The 13,908-nt window shown below is 44.1% G+C and carries 11 protein-coding genes; 5 read left to right on the top strand and 6 right to left on the bottom strand.

Annotated features, from left to right (window positions below; translation table 11 throughout):
* Positions 1-18: 18 nt before the first annotated feature.
* Positions 19-951, top strand: coding sequence for a malate dehydrogenase (gene mdh / locus CWC03_RS15675; RefSeq protein ID WP_128728504.1), 933 nt, complete (start codon positions 19-21; stop codon positions 949-951).
* A gap of 256 nt (positions 952-1,207) precedes the next feature.
* On the opposite strand, the gene serA is transcribed toward mdh, so the two are convergent.
* The 5 genes from serA to CWC03_RS15650 all read right to left on the bottom strand — a co-directional run bounded on the left by serA (position 1,208) and on the right by CWC03_RS15650 (position 6,017).
* Positions 1,208-2,437: a phosphoglycerate dehydrogenase gene (serA, locus tag CWC03_RS15670; protein WP_010372278.1), complete on the bottom strand. Its 1,230-nt coding sequence runs from the start codon at positions 2,435-2,437 to the stop codon at positions 1,208-1,210.
* 11 nt (positions 2,438-2,448) lie between these two features.
* Positions 2,449-3,102, bottom strand: a complete 654-nt coding sequence (rpiA, locus tag CWC03_RS15665) for a ribose-5-phosphate isomerase RpiA (RefSeq protein ID WP_138582688.1) — start codon at positions 3,100-3,102, stop codon at positions 2,449-2,451.
* Between the two features lie 104 nt (positions 3,103-3,206).
* The gene (locus CWC03_RS15660; RefSeq protein WP_138582687.1) at positions 3,207-3,836 is read right to left on the bottom strand and encodes a 5-formyltetrahydrofolate cyclo-ligase; all 630 of its coding nucleotides are present in this window, start codon (positions 3,834-3,836) and stop codon (positions 3,207-3,209) included.
* Entirely contained in the window at positions 3,833-4,366 is a 534-nt protein-coding gene (locus CWC03_RS15655; RefSeq protein ID WP_138582686.1) for a hypothetical protein, read from the bottom strand. Before CWC03_RS15655 ends, CWC03_RS15660 begins: the two co-directional genes overlap by 4 nt.
* 139 nt (positions 4,367-4,505) lie before the next feature.
* The gene (locus tag CWC03_RS15650; protein ID WP_138582685.1) at positions 4,506-6,017 is read right to left on the bottom strand and encodes a S10 family peptidase; all 1,512 of its coding nucleotides are present in this window, start codon (positions 6,015-6,017) and stop codon (positions 4,506-4,508) included.
* Positions 6,018-6,293: 276 nt separating this feature from the next.
* Here CWC03_RS15650 and CWC03_RS15645 point away from each other — a divergent pair, with 276 nt between their 5' ends.
* The 4 genes from CWC03_RS15645 to mrcB all read left to right on the top strand — a co-directional run bounded on the left by CWC03_RS15645 (position 6,294) and on the right by mrcB (position 11,777).
* Entirely contained in the window at positions 6,294-7,523 is a 1,230-nt protein-coding gene (locus CWC03_RS15645; protein WP_010372263.1) for a GGDEF domain-containing response regulator, read from the top strand.
* Between the two features lie 189 nt (positions 7,524-7,712).
* Positions 7,713-8,051 (top strand): P-II family nitrogen regulator, encoded by a 339-nt coding sequence (locus CWC03_RS15640; RefSeq protein ID WP_010372259.1) that lies wholly within the window; start codon positions 7,713-7,715, stop codon positions 8,049-8,051.
* Positions 8,052-8,064: 13 nt separating this feature from the next.
* Positions 8,065-9,294 (top strand): ammonium transporter AmtB, encoded by a 1,230-nt coding sequence (locus CWC03_RS15635; RefSeq protein WP_138582684.1) that lies wholly within the window; start codon positions 8,065-8,067, stop codon positions 9,292-9,294.
* A gap of 161 nt (positions 9,295-9,455) precedes the next feature.
* A complete protein-coding gene (gene mrcB, locus CWC03_RS15630) occupies positions 9,456-11,777 on the top strand; it encodes a penicillin-binding protein 1B (protein ID WP_138582683.1) in 2,322 nt (773 codons plus the stop codon).
* A gap of 44 nt (positions 11,778-11,821) precedes the next feature.
* Here mrcB and CWC03_RS15625 read toward each other — a convergent pair whose 3' ends face one another.
* Positions 11,822-13,663, bottom strand: a complete 1,842-nt coding sequence (locus CWC03_RS15625) for a methyl-accepting chemotaxis protein (protein ID WP_138582682.1) — start codon at positions 13,661-13,663, stop codon at positions 11,822-11,824.
* Positions 13,664-13,908: the final 245 nt, after the last annotated feature.

Below are 13,908 nucleotides of genomic sequence, written 5' to 3'. Positions count from 1 at the left end.
AAATTATGGAGAATTCAAATGAAAGTTGCTGTATTAGGTGCCGCTGGCGGTATCGGTCAAGCTCTATCTTTATTGCTTAAAAATGGTCTTCCAGCTGGCTCTGAGTTAGCGCTTTATGACGTTGCACCTGTTGTACCTGGTGTTGCAGTTGACTTATCTCACATCCCAACTGCGGTAAAAGTAGCGGGTTATGGTAAAGACGACCTAGACCCAGCTCTTGCTGGTGCTGACGTAGTGCTTATCCCTGCTGGTATGCCACGTAAGCCTGGTATGGACCGTGCTGACCTATTCAACGTTAACGCAGGTATCATCAAGACACTTGCTGAAGGTATCGTTAGAAACTGCCCTAAAGCACTTGTTGGTATCATCACAAACCCAGTAAATGGCACAGTACCAATCGTTGCTGAAGTGTTCAAAAAAGCAGGTACTTATGATCCTGCTCGCGTATTCGGTGTAACAACGCTTGACGTTATCCGCGCTGAAACTTTTATCGCAGAGCTTAAAGGTCTAGACGTTGCTGAAGTTAAGATCCCAGTAATTGGTGGTCACTCAGGTACTACAATTCTACCTCTACTTTCTCAAGTTGAAGGTGTTGAGTTCACTGACGAAGAAGTTGCTTCACTAACAACTCGTATCCAAAACGCGGGTACTGAAGTGGTTGAAGCTAAAGCGGGTGGCGGTTCAGCTACACTTTCAATGGGCGCAGCAGCAGCACGTTTCTGCTTCTCACTAGTGAAAGGCTTACAAGGTGAAGAAGTACTTGAGTACGCATACGTTGAAGGTAACACAGGCGACGCAACATTCTTTGCACAGCCAGTTATCCTTGGTAAAAACGGTGTAGAGAAGTTACTTCCTTACGGTGAGCTAAGTGCGTTTGAGCAAAAAGCAAAAGACGACATGCTAGCGACACTTGAAAAAGACATCAAAGAAGGTGTGGATTTCATGGCATAAGCCAGATTGATACAAAAAAACCAGTCGCTTCACAGTGACTGGTTTTTTTATGCTTGATTCTTCTTATACCAGTTGTATTAAGTAAATGATCTATCTTGAAGCGGGGAAATAGCTTTAGTAGCACCGCTCTCGCGTCCTGCTACCGCATAGGCAAGGCAAAAATTTTGCTATTTAGTTGTTCTAAATGAGAAATTTTTAACGAAGCTAATATGCTATTTCACCCTTCAAATTGATTAGAGAATTAATTCAATTGGTATTAGTGAAGAATACGTGCTCTGATAGTGCCTTCAACCGCACTTAACTCTTTCAATGCCACTTCAGAGTGGTCACTATCGACGTCGATAACCACGTAACCAATAGATTCATCCGTTTGTAGGTATTGCGCCGCAATATTGATACCGTGCTGAGCGAACGCTTGGTTGATTTGCGTTAGTACGCCTGGGCGGTTTACGTGTACGTGCAATAAACGACTACGGTTTGATAATTCAGGTAGAGAAACCTCTGGGAAGTTCACTGCCGTGACTGTTGAACCGTTATCTGAATACTTCGCCAACTTACCCGCGACTTCCACACCGATGTTTTCTTGTGCTTCTTGGGTAGAACCACCAACGTGTGGTGTTAGCAGAACATTGTCAAACTCTCGTAGTGGTGAGACGAATTCTTCATGATTAGATTTTGGCTCAACGGGAAATACATCGATAGCAGCACCGGAAAGTTTCTTAGCCGCTAATGCTTCAGCTAAGGCGTCGATATCAACAACCGTGCCACGTGATGCGTTAATTAGGATTGCGCCTTGCTTCATCACTTCAATTTCAGCCATACCAATAAGATTTTTGGTCTGTGATGTCTCTGGTACATGCAAACTGACCACATCTGCTCTTTGTAGCAGTTGCGTAAGTGTGTGTAACTGCGTTGCGTTGCCGAGCGTGAGTTTATCTTCGATGTCATAAAACTCGACGTTCATACCGATATTCTCAGCCATAATGCCGAGCTGGGTGCCGATGTGACCATAACCGATAATACCCAGCGTTTTACCACGGGCTTCGTACGAACCGTCGGCAGATTTATCCCACTCTCCGCGATGCGCTTTTGCGTTACGTTCAGGAACACGGCGCAGTAACAAGAGAATTTCACCTAATACGAGCTCAGCTACAGAGCGGGTGTTAGAAAATGGCGCGTTGAATACGGCGATACCACGTTTTTTAGCAGCATCCAAATCTACTTGGTTGGTGCCGATGCAGAAGCAGCCAATAGCGACTAGCTTTTCAGCCTGTTCTAGTACAGCCTCTGTAAGATGGGTACGTGAGCGGATCCCGACAAAGTGAGCGTCTTTGATCCGCTCGATCAGCTCAGGCTCCGGTAAGGATGTTTTAACGTAGTCTATGTTGCTATAACCGTTGCGCTTTAGTGTCTCAACGGCGCTTTGATGCACGCCTTCTAACAACAAAATTCGAATTTTATCCTTTGATAACGAAACCTTGCTCATCTGTAATCTCACTAGTTGATTTTAGGCCCTTCTGGAGTGCCTGTTATTACAACGTCAGCGCCACGTGCGGCAAATAAGCCATTAGTCACAACGCCAACAATCTGGTTAATTTTTTCTTCAAGCGCTTTTGCTGCGCTAATTTCTAGGCCATGCACATCAAGAATGACATTGCCGTTATCTGTGATAACGCCTTGGCGGTAAACCGGATCGCCACCTAGTTTTAGTAACTCTCTTGCCACGTAGCTACGCGCCATTGGGATCACTTCAACAGGTAGTGGAAATGCGCCTAGTGTCTCAACATGCTTTGTATCATCAACGATACAAACAAATTTCTTGGCAACGGCTGCAACGATTTTCTCGCGCGTCAGTGCTGCGCCACCACCTTTTATCATTTCGTTGGTGCTATTGATTTCATCTGCGCCATCGACATATACCGCAAGCTCTGACACATCGTTTAACTCGAAAACTTCAATACCAAGTGCTTTTAGCTTTTCTGTTGAAGCTTCAGAGCTTGATACTGCCCCTTTGATTTGATCCTTGATACTGCCAAGCGCATCAATAAAGTGGTTTACCGTTGAGCCTGTACCAACCCCAACAATGGTGTTTTCTTCTACATAGTTCAAAGCTGCCCATGCTGCGGCTTTTTTCATTTCATCTTGAGTCATAACGCTACACTTAGTTGTCATTGAAGTTGTATGGAGTATAACTCAATCAAAGTGTCAGCGTCATGGTCAAAAGCGCCTCAAAATGCGCTTAACTGTTTGCCTGCTCAATTATTTTTTGGCCAAGTGTACAGTTGGGTTGGAGTGAGGATAGTTGGGAGCGGTACATCCCAAGCTGCTGTTGGTAAGCTTGGAACTTGCTGGCAATCATGAGCAAGGCCAACAAGTGCTGGTTTAGCTCGCTGCTCAGCGTAGTGTAACGCTAATGTTCTATCGTAGTACCCACCGCCCATACCGAGGCGATTACCTTGCTCATCAAAAGCAACCAGAGGCATCAACAGTAAATCCAATGATGCAAGCGGTGCCACAGCTGAACAATCTAACTTAGGTTCCAAGATAGCATAGCGATTTGCCTTCATGGGTGAGTTTTTTTCATACTTCTGGAAGAGTAAATTTGCGGGATTGAAGGGGTGGATTACGGGTAAAAAAACCTGGTGTTTCTTATCCCAAAGCGATTGAATTAAAAGGGATGTATCTAGTTCTCCATCGTTTTGAATATAGACCCCTACATTGGCATTTTCTGGAAGGTTTATTTGTTGAAAAAAATTAATATTAAGGTCTGCCGCGGCTGCTTCCTGTTGCTCTGCTGACAGCGAGTTTCTTGCATTTCTAATCATTTTTCTCAAATCAGCGCGAGTAACTTGAGATTTATTTATGTTGTTATTAATTTTATTCATTCTAACGCGAGCCACTCAGGGAAAAACAAACTTACACCAAGCAGAATAAATAAAATAATTAATACACCGAGCAGATAATATAGCCAAGTCTTAGATTTAGCCGGCGGGCTCGGCTCAAAGTCCAGCTCATCAAATAGCTCCTTAGTCTCCCACTCTTCGTCTGTTGTATCTTCTATTTTAGTATGGGTAGTTGGTGCCACGCGTTGCTCAAGTTCCTCTAATCGCTCTTCGATGCGTATTAGACTGCTTGTGATGTAATCCAGCGCTTCAAATACGCGCTCTTGATCTGCGTTAGTTGGGGTCGCGGCTGTTTGGCTTTGCAGCTTGGCATTGATCCCCGCGCTTGCAAGTAATTTTACCTGTTTTAGCGCTTTGGCTTTATCTGCAGGAGCAAACAAGTTTTTGCCAGCGTAAAATTGCTGGATCTTTGAAGGTGAGGTTTTCAACCTGTCTGCCATTGCGATAGCGGCGCTTTGTTGATCCTTACCGTCGGCCATGCCAACGAAGACGACTTTAAACTGCTCGTTCATGGTGCGTGCCTAAGTTGTAGAGAGATAGTATTGAGTATATCTAGATTATAGGTAACTGTAGAAGGATAAAAGGAAATTTTTACAATCTGGTGAGCATTAAGATAAGTGACCGCTTGCGCGGCCACAATGGGTTGGGAATTTAGTAAAGCGCTGACTGATCCGCTTTGGGGGTTGTTTTTAAGATAAACTCGCGGAGATCTTCATTCGATTTTTGTAAATCTTCATGACGCAGGTACATCATATGCCCGGAGCGGTAGCCTTTAAAGCTTAAGCGATCACGCATTTTTCCGCTCGGATCGAGTTGCCACATATTGTACTTGGCATCAAAGTAATTCGTTGCGCCATCGTAATAGCCAGATTGGATCATCACATGTAAATAGGGGTTTTGTGCCATCGCTAATCGTAATTGCTCACCGACATTATTATCGCTGCGATCCCAAGGGTGGACCGAGCCAAACATATTATATTTTACGTCAGTTTTATAGTTGAGCTCGGTTGCGAAGTAATGATTAATCGCAGGGGTAAACGAATGCAGCCAAGAGGTCAGCTCAGGCCAATAATCAGGGCGAGAACCGGCGTCTCTTTTATCAATACCAAGATAGCGCGAGTCTAATCGGCCAAGTGTATAGCCACGGTCACGCAACAGCTCTTTCCAAAATGCCGCGGTAGGAATATCTAGGTTGTTTTGAGCCACAAAGCGTTCGCTTAAGCCACTATATTTAGCAACGGTTTGCGTCACACTTTGCTTTTCTTGGGGGCTGATAAATGCGCCTTTGGCGAGTGCGGGAAGATATTTTTCAATCGTATACTGTTCAACCTCAGCCAGTACTTCCAGTAAATCTTTATTTTGCAAATCAGAAGACAGTGCCTTGTGGTACCAAGCTGCAGCAGCGTAATACGGTAAACGGTTTGCCACTTCAACCGGACCTTCTCGCTTAATGCCTATTTCCGTTGGAGATACCAACACCACGCCATTGAGGTAAAGCCACTGACTGTTTTGCATCGCGTGAGCAAGACCTGATACTCGAGTCGTGCCATAGCTCTCACCAATCAGGTACTTAGGGGAAAGCATACGCTCATTGCGGTGAATAAATGTATTAAGCCATTCGGCTAAGTACTTAACATCCGCGTTGACGCCAAAAAACATCTTTGTTTGTTTGGCTTTACTAGGATATTTACCTTCAGCATTTTTTAATACGCGAGAATAACCTGTGTTCACTGGGTTGACATAAACAATATCGGCCACATCTAGCACTGAATATGGATTATCTTTCAAGCCGTAAGGTTGTAGTGGATATCCTTCGTCATCAATTTTTAATACTCTTGGGCCAGTATAGGCAATGTGCATCCACACGGAAGCGGAGCCCGGACCACCGTTAAATGAGATCAGCAGCGGACGTTTGCTCATATCTTTAATTTTTGTGCGCTTGTAGTAGGTGTAATGCAACGTTGCAACTGCGTCGCCGTTTTCATTCCACACCGGCTGCGTGCCTGTTGTCGCGGTGTAGTTAATGCGTTCGCCATTTATTTCGGCTCTATGCTCAGTTGTTATTTTATGATCTATCTCAATTGCGCGGTTGTGCTCTTCAGCTATGCTTGGCGCTGAGAGTAGGGCACAACTCACGAGCAATAATGGTAGTAGTTTTTTCATTGCTTCCTCGGTATTGCAGTAGGTCTGTCTGCATTAAAGAAGTATTTCATCTGAAATTCAAAGTCATTGAGACAAACTCAACAAAAAAAACGGCAAGTTTGGAAAATAGGCTATTGTTATCTTGTTTATCGAAAAGTAACGAATTTGAGCTGATTTGGTTTTTTTTAATGCTGGATTCGCGTATATTTAATACTTAATTATGTAGTAATAAAGTATTTAGCCTCGTTAAATTCTTGTTTCACTGCGCTTCTCGTTGTACTTAAGAGATCTCAATCCATGCAAAGAATTTTAATTGTTGAAGACAGTAAAGTCGTACAACAGGTATTGCGACACCTTGCTGCTCAGCATCTCGATGTCGAAATCGATTTTGCTTGGTCCCTCAAGGAAAGTAAGGACTTCTTAGCTCAGCACCAATATACATTGGCGCTGGTAGATTTAACGCTGCCCGATGCGATGGACGCAGAGGTCGTGCAGCTCACGCTCAGTCATAAAATCCCCACCGTGGTGTTGACCTCAAAAATAGATGAATATAGTCGCCAGCAAATGCTTGAAATGGGTGTGGTGGATTATGTGATCAAAGACAACCGTGATTCATATCTATACGCGGTCAAGTTAGCATCTAGGCTGTTGAGAAACCAAGGTTGCAAGGCGCTGATCGCCGATGATTCTGTGATCAGTCGCGCGGTAATGAAGCAAATGCTTGAAAAGCAATTATTTACAGTGCTTGAGGCGCAAGATGGCGAACAGGCATTGGAGATGTTGCTATCTGACCATGAAATTAAGCTACTGCTAACAGACTTTGCGATGCCGACGATGGATGGCTTTGAGCTGGTGAAATCCGTTCGTAATAGTCGCGGACGAGATGAGTTGGCGATTATTGGTCTGTCTGGCGCAGGAAGCCATGGTTTGTCAGCAAAGTTTATCAAATACGGCGCCAATGACTTTTTGGCAAAGCCGTTTATGAGTGAAGAGTTTCATTGCCGTATCATGCAGACAATGGAGCAGCTTAATTTGATTGCAGAAATCAAAGAATATGCGCATCGAGACTATTTAACAGGGCTTTATAACCGCCGCTATTTTTGTCAGCAGGCAGAGCGTTTAATCAAGAACAAACCGAGCCAGCATATATTGGCATTGTTAGACCTCGATCATTTTAAATCTATTAATGATCAATATGGTCATGAAAGCGGTGACGATGTACTTAAACAAGTTGCTGATTTACTGCGTAGTGCATTTGGTCACTACATTGTGGCACGTATTGGTGGAGAAGAGTTTGCTTTGCTTATTCCAAGCTCAGATATGAAGATGGCAAAGCACATGCTAGAAGACTTTAGAGAGCGCCTTGCACAGCAAGCATTCAAAATTCCTGAGGGTAAGCATTATTGCACCATCAGTATTGGCCTCGCGGCTTGCCAATCAAAAAGTTTAAGCGAAGTAATGCGCAAGGCAGATAAGGCGCTCTACAAAGCGAAGGACAAACAGCGAAATTGCGTTATCGCGCATTAGTTTTTCGTTATTTGTGTGCTTATGCACCAACTCAGTTCAGTCTTAATATCAATGCACCTAGATGGTGCATTTTTTATGCGTAAAATTCCATCTCCCACTTTAATTCATTGTTAATTAAGGAATAAAAAATTTGGCACAAAGGTTGGATTACTGCATACAACAGGATCAACTGTCCTAAGGGGACTCAGCATGAAAATGATAAGTGCAATAATAAAACCATTTAAGCTTGATGAGGTACGTGAAGCGTTAGCCGATCTGGGGATTGAAGGCATGACGGTTGTTGACGTTAAGGGGTTTGGGCGTCAGCGCGGTCATACCGAACTGTACCGAGGTGCAGAATATCAAGTCGATTTCATTCCAAAAATAAAAATAGAAATTGCGACGTTAAGCGAAAACGCCGAGCGCGTTGTGGAAACGGTTACTAAGGCTGCGTTCACGGGAAAAATTGGTGATGGGAAAATCTTTGTTTACGACTTAGACCAAGTTGTTCGGATCCGCACCGGCGAACTTGATGAAGAAGCTATTTAAGGGGAGCCAAGCGATGGAAAATACAATAATAGAACTACAATTTTCATTAAATACTTTTTACTTTCTGATCTCTGGCGTCTTAGTTATGTGGATGGCAGCCGGATTCGCTATGCTTGAAGCGGGATTAGTACGCTCAAAAAATACCACAGAAATCCTCACCAAGAACGTCGCGCTGTACGCTATTGCTTGTACTATGTATCTGCTTATTGGTTACAACATCATGTATGTTGATAATGCCGAAGGTGGGGTTTTACCCAGTCTTGGCACGCTCATTGGCAGTGCTGCTAAGGATGCCGACCATGCGCTGCAATCTGACTTTTTCTTCCAAGTGGTATTTGTTGCAACGGCTATGTCAATTGTCTCGGGCGCTGTTGCCGAGCGTATGAAATTGTGGGCGTTTTTAGCATTTTGTGTGGTGTTAACTGGCTTTATCTACCCGCTAGAAGGTTATTGGACATGGGGTGGCGGTTTCTTATCTGAGCTTGGCTTTGTTGATTTTGCCGGTTCAGCCATTGTACATGGTGCTGGCGCTGCAGCTGCACTTGCGGGTGTCCTGTTACTTGGTGCACGTAAGGGCAAGTATGGAAAAAATGGTGAGATCTATCCAATTCCTGGTTCCAACATGCCCCTGGCGACACTAGGCACCTTTATTTTGTGGATGGGATGGTTTGGCTTTAACGGTGGTTCTCAGCTGTTCCTTGCTGACAAAGAAAATGCCATTGCTGTCAGCCAAATCATGTTAAATACCAATGCGGCGGCGGCGGCAGGTGCGGTTGCTGCACTGTTGGTGTGTAAATTAATGTGGGGCAAGGCAGATTTAACTATGGTGCTAAATGGTGCACTAGCAGGTCTGGTGACCATTACCGCTGAGCCTGCCTCTCCAACACCTGTATTAGCACTGATCCTTGGGGCGCTAGGTGGTGCATTGGTAGTGTTTAGTATCGTTGCGCTAGACAAAGCAAAAATTGATGATCCTGTCGGTGCTATTTCTGTTCACGGTATATGTGGTGCGCTAGGTGTGATGATGGTGCCATTTTCAAACTCAGACGCTACTTTCCAAGGTCAGGCTGTGGGACTTATCACTATTTTAGGTTTTGTTTTCATTGCTTCATATATGGTCTGGAGTGTATTGAAAGCGAGCATGGGGATCCGCGTTGGCGAAGAAGAAGAGCTAAGTGGTATGGATCAACATGATTGTGGCGTAGATGCCTATCCCGAGTTCGTGACAGTTCGCGGACAATAATACCAATTTGGCTCTCGGTCAATATTGTAAAGTTCTCGTTGTCTAAACAAAGTGAGTCCAGCAGGACTCACTTTTCTTTATAAATATTATTCTACTTTCAGCAGTTGTTAATTTAGGTTACCCTACCATCTTGCGATTCATTTTTTAGTTTTACTTGGGTCATGACGGATAAAAAGAAAAGAACACCTGCCAAAAAATCAAACGTCAAAGCGAACACTTCGCGTAAAAACAATACCCAGCAAAACGGTTCTAAGATGCAAAGAGTGAAAAGCCGTGTACTGAGCTCATTGTGGTCTTTCTTTTGGAAGGGGACCATTGCGGCGATATTCCTTGTAGCAATCTATATCATCTACCTAGACGCGAAAATAAGCCGGCAGTTTGAGGGCAATAAATGGGAGCTTCCTGTTCAGGTTTATGCCAGATCGATGCAGTTTTTCCCTGATCAGTTCCTAAATGAGGATGAAGTGTTGTGGGAGCTGAAACGGCTTAATTATTCCCGTGTAAATCGTATCAGCCGTACCGGTCAGTACATTGTTCAAGGTCGCACAATCACCATCCATCGTCGCGCATTCGAATTCTACGATGGCCCAGAAACCGCACGTATTTTTACGCTTGATTTTGCTGGTAAGAAGCTTGCCAATATTGTTGATAATCAAGGTCGACGTTTAGCCGGCGCTCGTTTGGAGCCGGTGCAAATTGCGCGGATCGGCAATGAATCGCGTCAAGACAGAGAGTTTGTTCCGTTCGATAAATTCCCTAATATTTTAAAAGAAACACTGCTAGTGGTAGAAGATAGAGACTTTTACGAACATCATGGCGTCTCTGCGCTGTCTATTTTGCGTGCGCTGTATGCCAACATCAAAGCTGGGCGAACCGTGCAAGGTGGTAGCACGCTTACGCAACAGCTCGCAAAGAACTTTTATCTCACTAGAGATCGCACATTAATTCGCAAGGTGAATGAAGCATTCATCGCATTGATTTTAGATTTTCGTTACAGCAAAGATGAAATTCTTGAAGCCTATTTAAACGAAGTGTTTTTAGGACAAGCCTATAATCAGGGCGTTCATGGTATGGGGCTTGCGGCCGACTTTTATTTTGGTAAGCCAGTCGATGAGCTTGAGTTTGATCAAGTCGCTATGCTAGTTGCGATGGTTAAAGGGCCATCTTTTTATAATCCAAGACGTTACCCTGAACGGGTAATGGAAAGGCGCGATTTAGTCTTAAGGTTGATGGTAGAAAATGGCCTTATCACAACGCCCGAATATCGCGCAGCGCTGGCAAGGCCGATTGATGTACAGCCTTTAAAAGCGAGTCGTATGCAGTCATATCCTGGATATTTGGAGTTGGTGAATCGCGAGTTAAAGAAACTTGTGCCTGATGATGACATCGTAGACTCTGGAATTCGGATTTTTACCTATCTCGATTTACAAAAGCAAACGGCGATGGAAGATGCCGTTAAAAAGGGCTTACCTTACCTAGAGCGTCGCTTTAAAACGGAAGATCTAGAGACTGCAATGCTGTCAGTCAATGTTGAAAAAGCGGGCGTATCGGCGTTAGTTGCTGGTCGTCAGTTGAAGTTTTCAGGTTTTAATCGGGTATTAGACACCGAGCGCAATATAGGTTCACTGGTCAAGCCCGCTATTTATTTGAGCGCTTTGTCGAATCCAAACTATCACTTAGGTATGCTACTTGATGATAGCCCCCTTGAAGTGACAGATGGTTCAGGTAAGGTCTGGTCTCCAGAAAACTTTGATCATAAATTCAGAGGCCAAGTGCCAATGTTTGAAGCGTTTAGCAATAGCATTAATATTCCAGCGGTAAACCTAGGTCTGGATGTGGGTGTTAATCGAGTGGCGCAAACTTTGAATGATCTTGGTGTCTCTAAGTCTATTCCACTTTATCCTTCTTTATTGTTGGGGGCGTTAGAGCTATCCAGTTTTGAAATTGCACAGGCGTATACCACACTTGCTGCAGATGGTAAGCAGAGCGAGTTGACTAGTGTCATGGCTATTACCGATTCACTGGGTAAGCTGGTATACGAACATCCAGTACAAAAAAGCCAAACGCTAGACAGCGATGCGGTATACATGACGAAATACGGCATGAAGCGAGTTACCAAAAAAGGAACAGCTAAACGTCTTAACCTTCACTTTCCCTCTATTCAACTTGCAGGGAAAACAGGGACTAGTAATGATTTAAGAGACAGCTGGTTTGCAGGCTTTGATCAAAATACGGTCACCGTTGCTTGGATTGGTCGTGATGATAATAAGCCAACGGGATTAACGGGCAGCCAAGGTGCACTCGAGCTCTATATTCGTTATCTTAAACCACTGAACCCACAAGCGATTGTCGATGAGCGTCCAAAGTCCATTCGCTGGGCGTTTATCAACCCGAAAACGGGCAAGCAATCGCCTCCGAGTTGTGGTCCTGTATTACAGCTACCTATTAGAGAGAGCATGTTCGAACCAAGGCCCAGATGTTGAGCCAAGTAATGACAGCTAGGATCTATTGATACTAGCTGTCAGTCTTAGGCTTTAAATTTATCGATTTCTCTATTTAAACTTTGTGATAGTTTGCCAAGTTTTTTTGCATCGCTTTGAGTTGCTCTTGCAGAGCCCAGTGTATGTTGTGCTAAGTTACTGATCTCAGATGATTCATTCAATGCGTGTTCAGTCGCTTGGGTTTGTTGTTGCACTAACTGACTGATCAGTTTCCCTTGTTCATCTATGTCTCGCATGCTTTGCTCTGCGTGCTGAAGCACTTCATTGGTTTCATTGGCCGCAATAACACTTTGCGCCATATTGTCTTCACTGCTACGCATTTTATCTTGCGTGTCTCTGGACGCGGCTTGTAGTGATTGAATAATATTATGTATTTCTTCTGTTTGTTGCTGCGTTCTTTGCGCAAGCGTTCGAACCTCATCTGCTACCACCGCAAATCCTCTACCTTGTTCACCTGCACGAGCGGCTTCAATTGCGGCATTGAGCGCAAGTAAATTGGTTTGCTCGGCAATCTCTCTAATCGCAGAACTCACTTGGCTAATGTTTTGCGTGTCTTCCGCGAGCTTATCTAAGGCCGCACGACTTTGTTGAAACTCGGTTTGTAGCTCGGTCATTTGTCCTGCTAGAGCTGTGGTATTGACGCTGCTTTGTTTTACTTGTTTGGCTGCTACGGAGGCCAGCTCTGTGGCGCTAAACGCGGCGTCCTCGACTGAGCGAGCAGACTGCGCCATATTCTCGAGTGAGTGGTGGATAGACTGGATCTTATTCTCCTGCTGGGCGACATCCTTCTCAGTATCTTGGCTTATCTGGTTGAGTGTTTTTGTTGCTTGTTGTAGCTCGTTACTACTTAGTCGAACGTTACCAAGTAAAGAGATAAAGGCGTTTAGTACCGCATTAAATTGTTCAATAATTTGACTAAGCTCGTCGGAACCCGTTGTCTGCGCTTTGATGCTTAAATCCCCTCGAGAAGCGCTCTGAGCGGCATGTGAGAAAGTCGTGATGGTACCCATGACAGAGGAGTAAAAGCCAACCATAAGATAAATGGCAATAATTAGTGCGAGTAGTGAAGCCAAGGCAACAGTGTTCCTTATCCACTGTTGTTGGTTTTGTTTTTCAGCGACAAGCGCGGCAAGTGTGGGTGTCGCAACATTAACAAAGTGCTTGATAGCATCACTTGCACTTTGATAGTAACGGTTAAATTGCGCTTGTGAGAGCGCCAGCTCGTCAGGATCTAACAAGCCTGTTTTCACCGCTTGCTGATAATCGGACAGGCTAGACTCAAGCTCAGCTAATGGTTGACTGAGCTGCTTTTTAAGTTGCTGATTATCATTGATTGCAATATTGAGTTTGCCGGAGAATTGTGTCGTAACGCCTGGGAGGCCCTTGTTTAAATTGGACAGCGCAATAAAGCTATCAGGAGTAAAGCTTCCCCTTCTGATGATATCGCGTGCTTGCGCTTCAATTTGGTTGATTTGCGATATGAGTCTTGGTGCAGACTCAACAAGCGTACGATTCAGGTAACTGCGTCCAAGATCATCATCGACGGCAAGTTGAGAGGCAATAGAGAGCTGCTCAAGGGCGCTTGCACCTGCGGCATTCACTTTGGGCAACTTAGCGCGTTGCAATAAAATTGAATTATCGGAAGCTTTACCCGCTAATATATTTTCCAACATACTAGGGTAAAGCGTGAGCCCCTGCCTTTGCATCTCACTGACAGAGATGGAATGGTTAAGTACGCCGTTTAGAAAAAACAAGCTGAGGCTTAGCGGTAGTAATAAAATACCAAATACAACGGCCATTTTGGTTTTGTATCGCAACCGCGCCATCAAACGGGTTGCAGGATTAATGAGTGTATTAAATCCAGCCATCACTTCCTCTGTATGATAGTTTTAACTTAGCACAGCGTTATTACCAAAGTGCGCCTAAATAACTTGGGTCTAGGTTATACCAATTGAATTAATTCTCTAATCAATTTGAAGGGTGAAATAGCATATTAGCTTCGTTAAAAATTTCTCATTTAGAACAAATAAATAGCAAAATTTTTGCCTTGCTACTAAAGCTATTTACAAGCATCAAGATAGATCATTTACTTAATACAACTGGTATTAATTAA

The sequence above is a fragment of the Pseudoalteromonas sp. S2755 genome (genome assembly GCF_005886535.1).
GTDB lineage: Bacteria > Pseudomonadota > Gammaproteobacteria > Enterobacterales > Alteromonadaceae > Pseudoalteromonas.
This window is presented reverse-complemented; position numbering and strand designations above follow the sequence as displayed.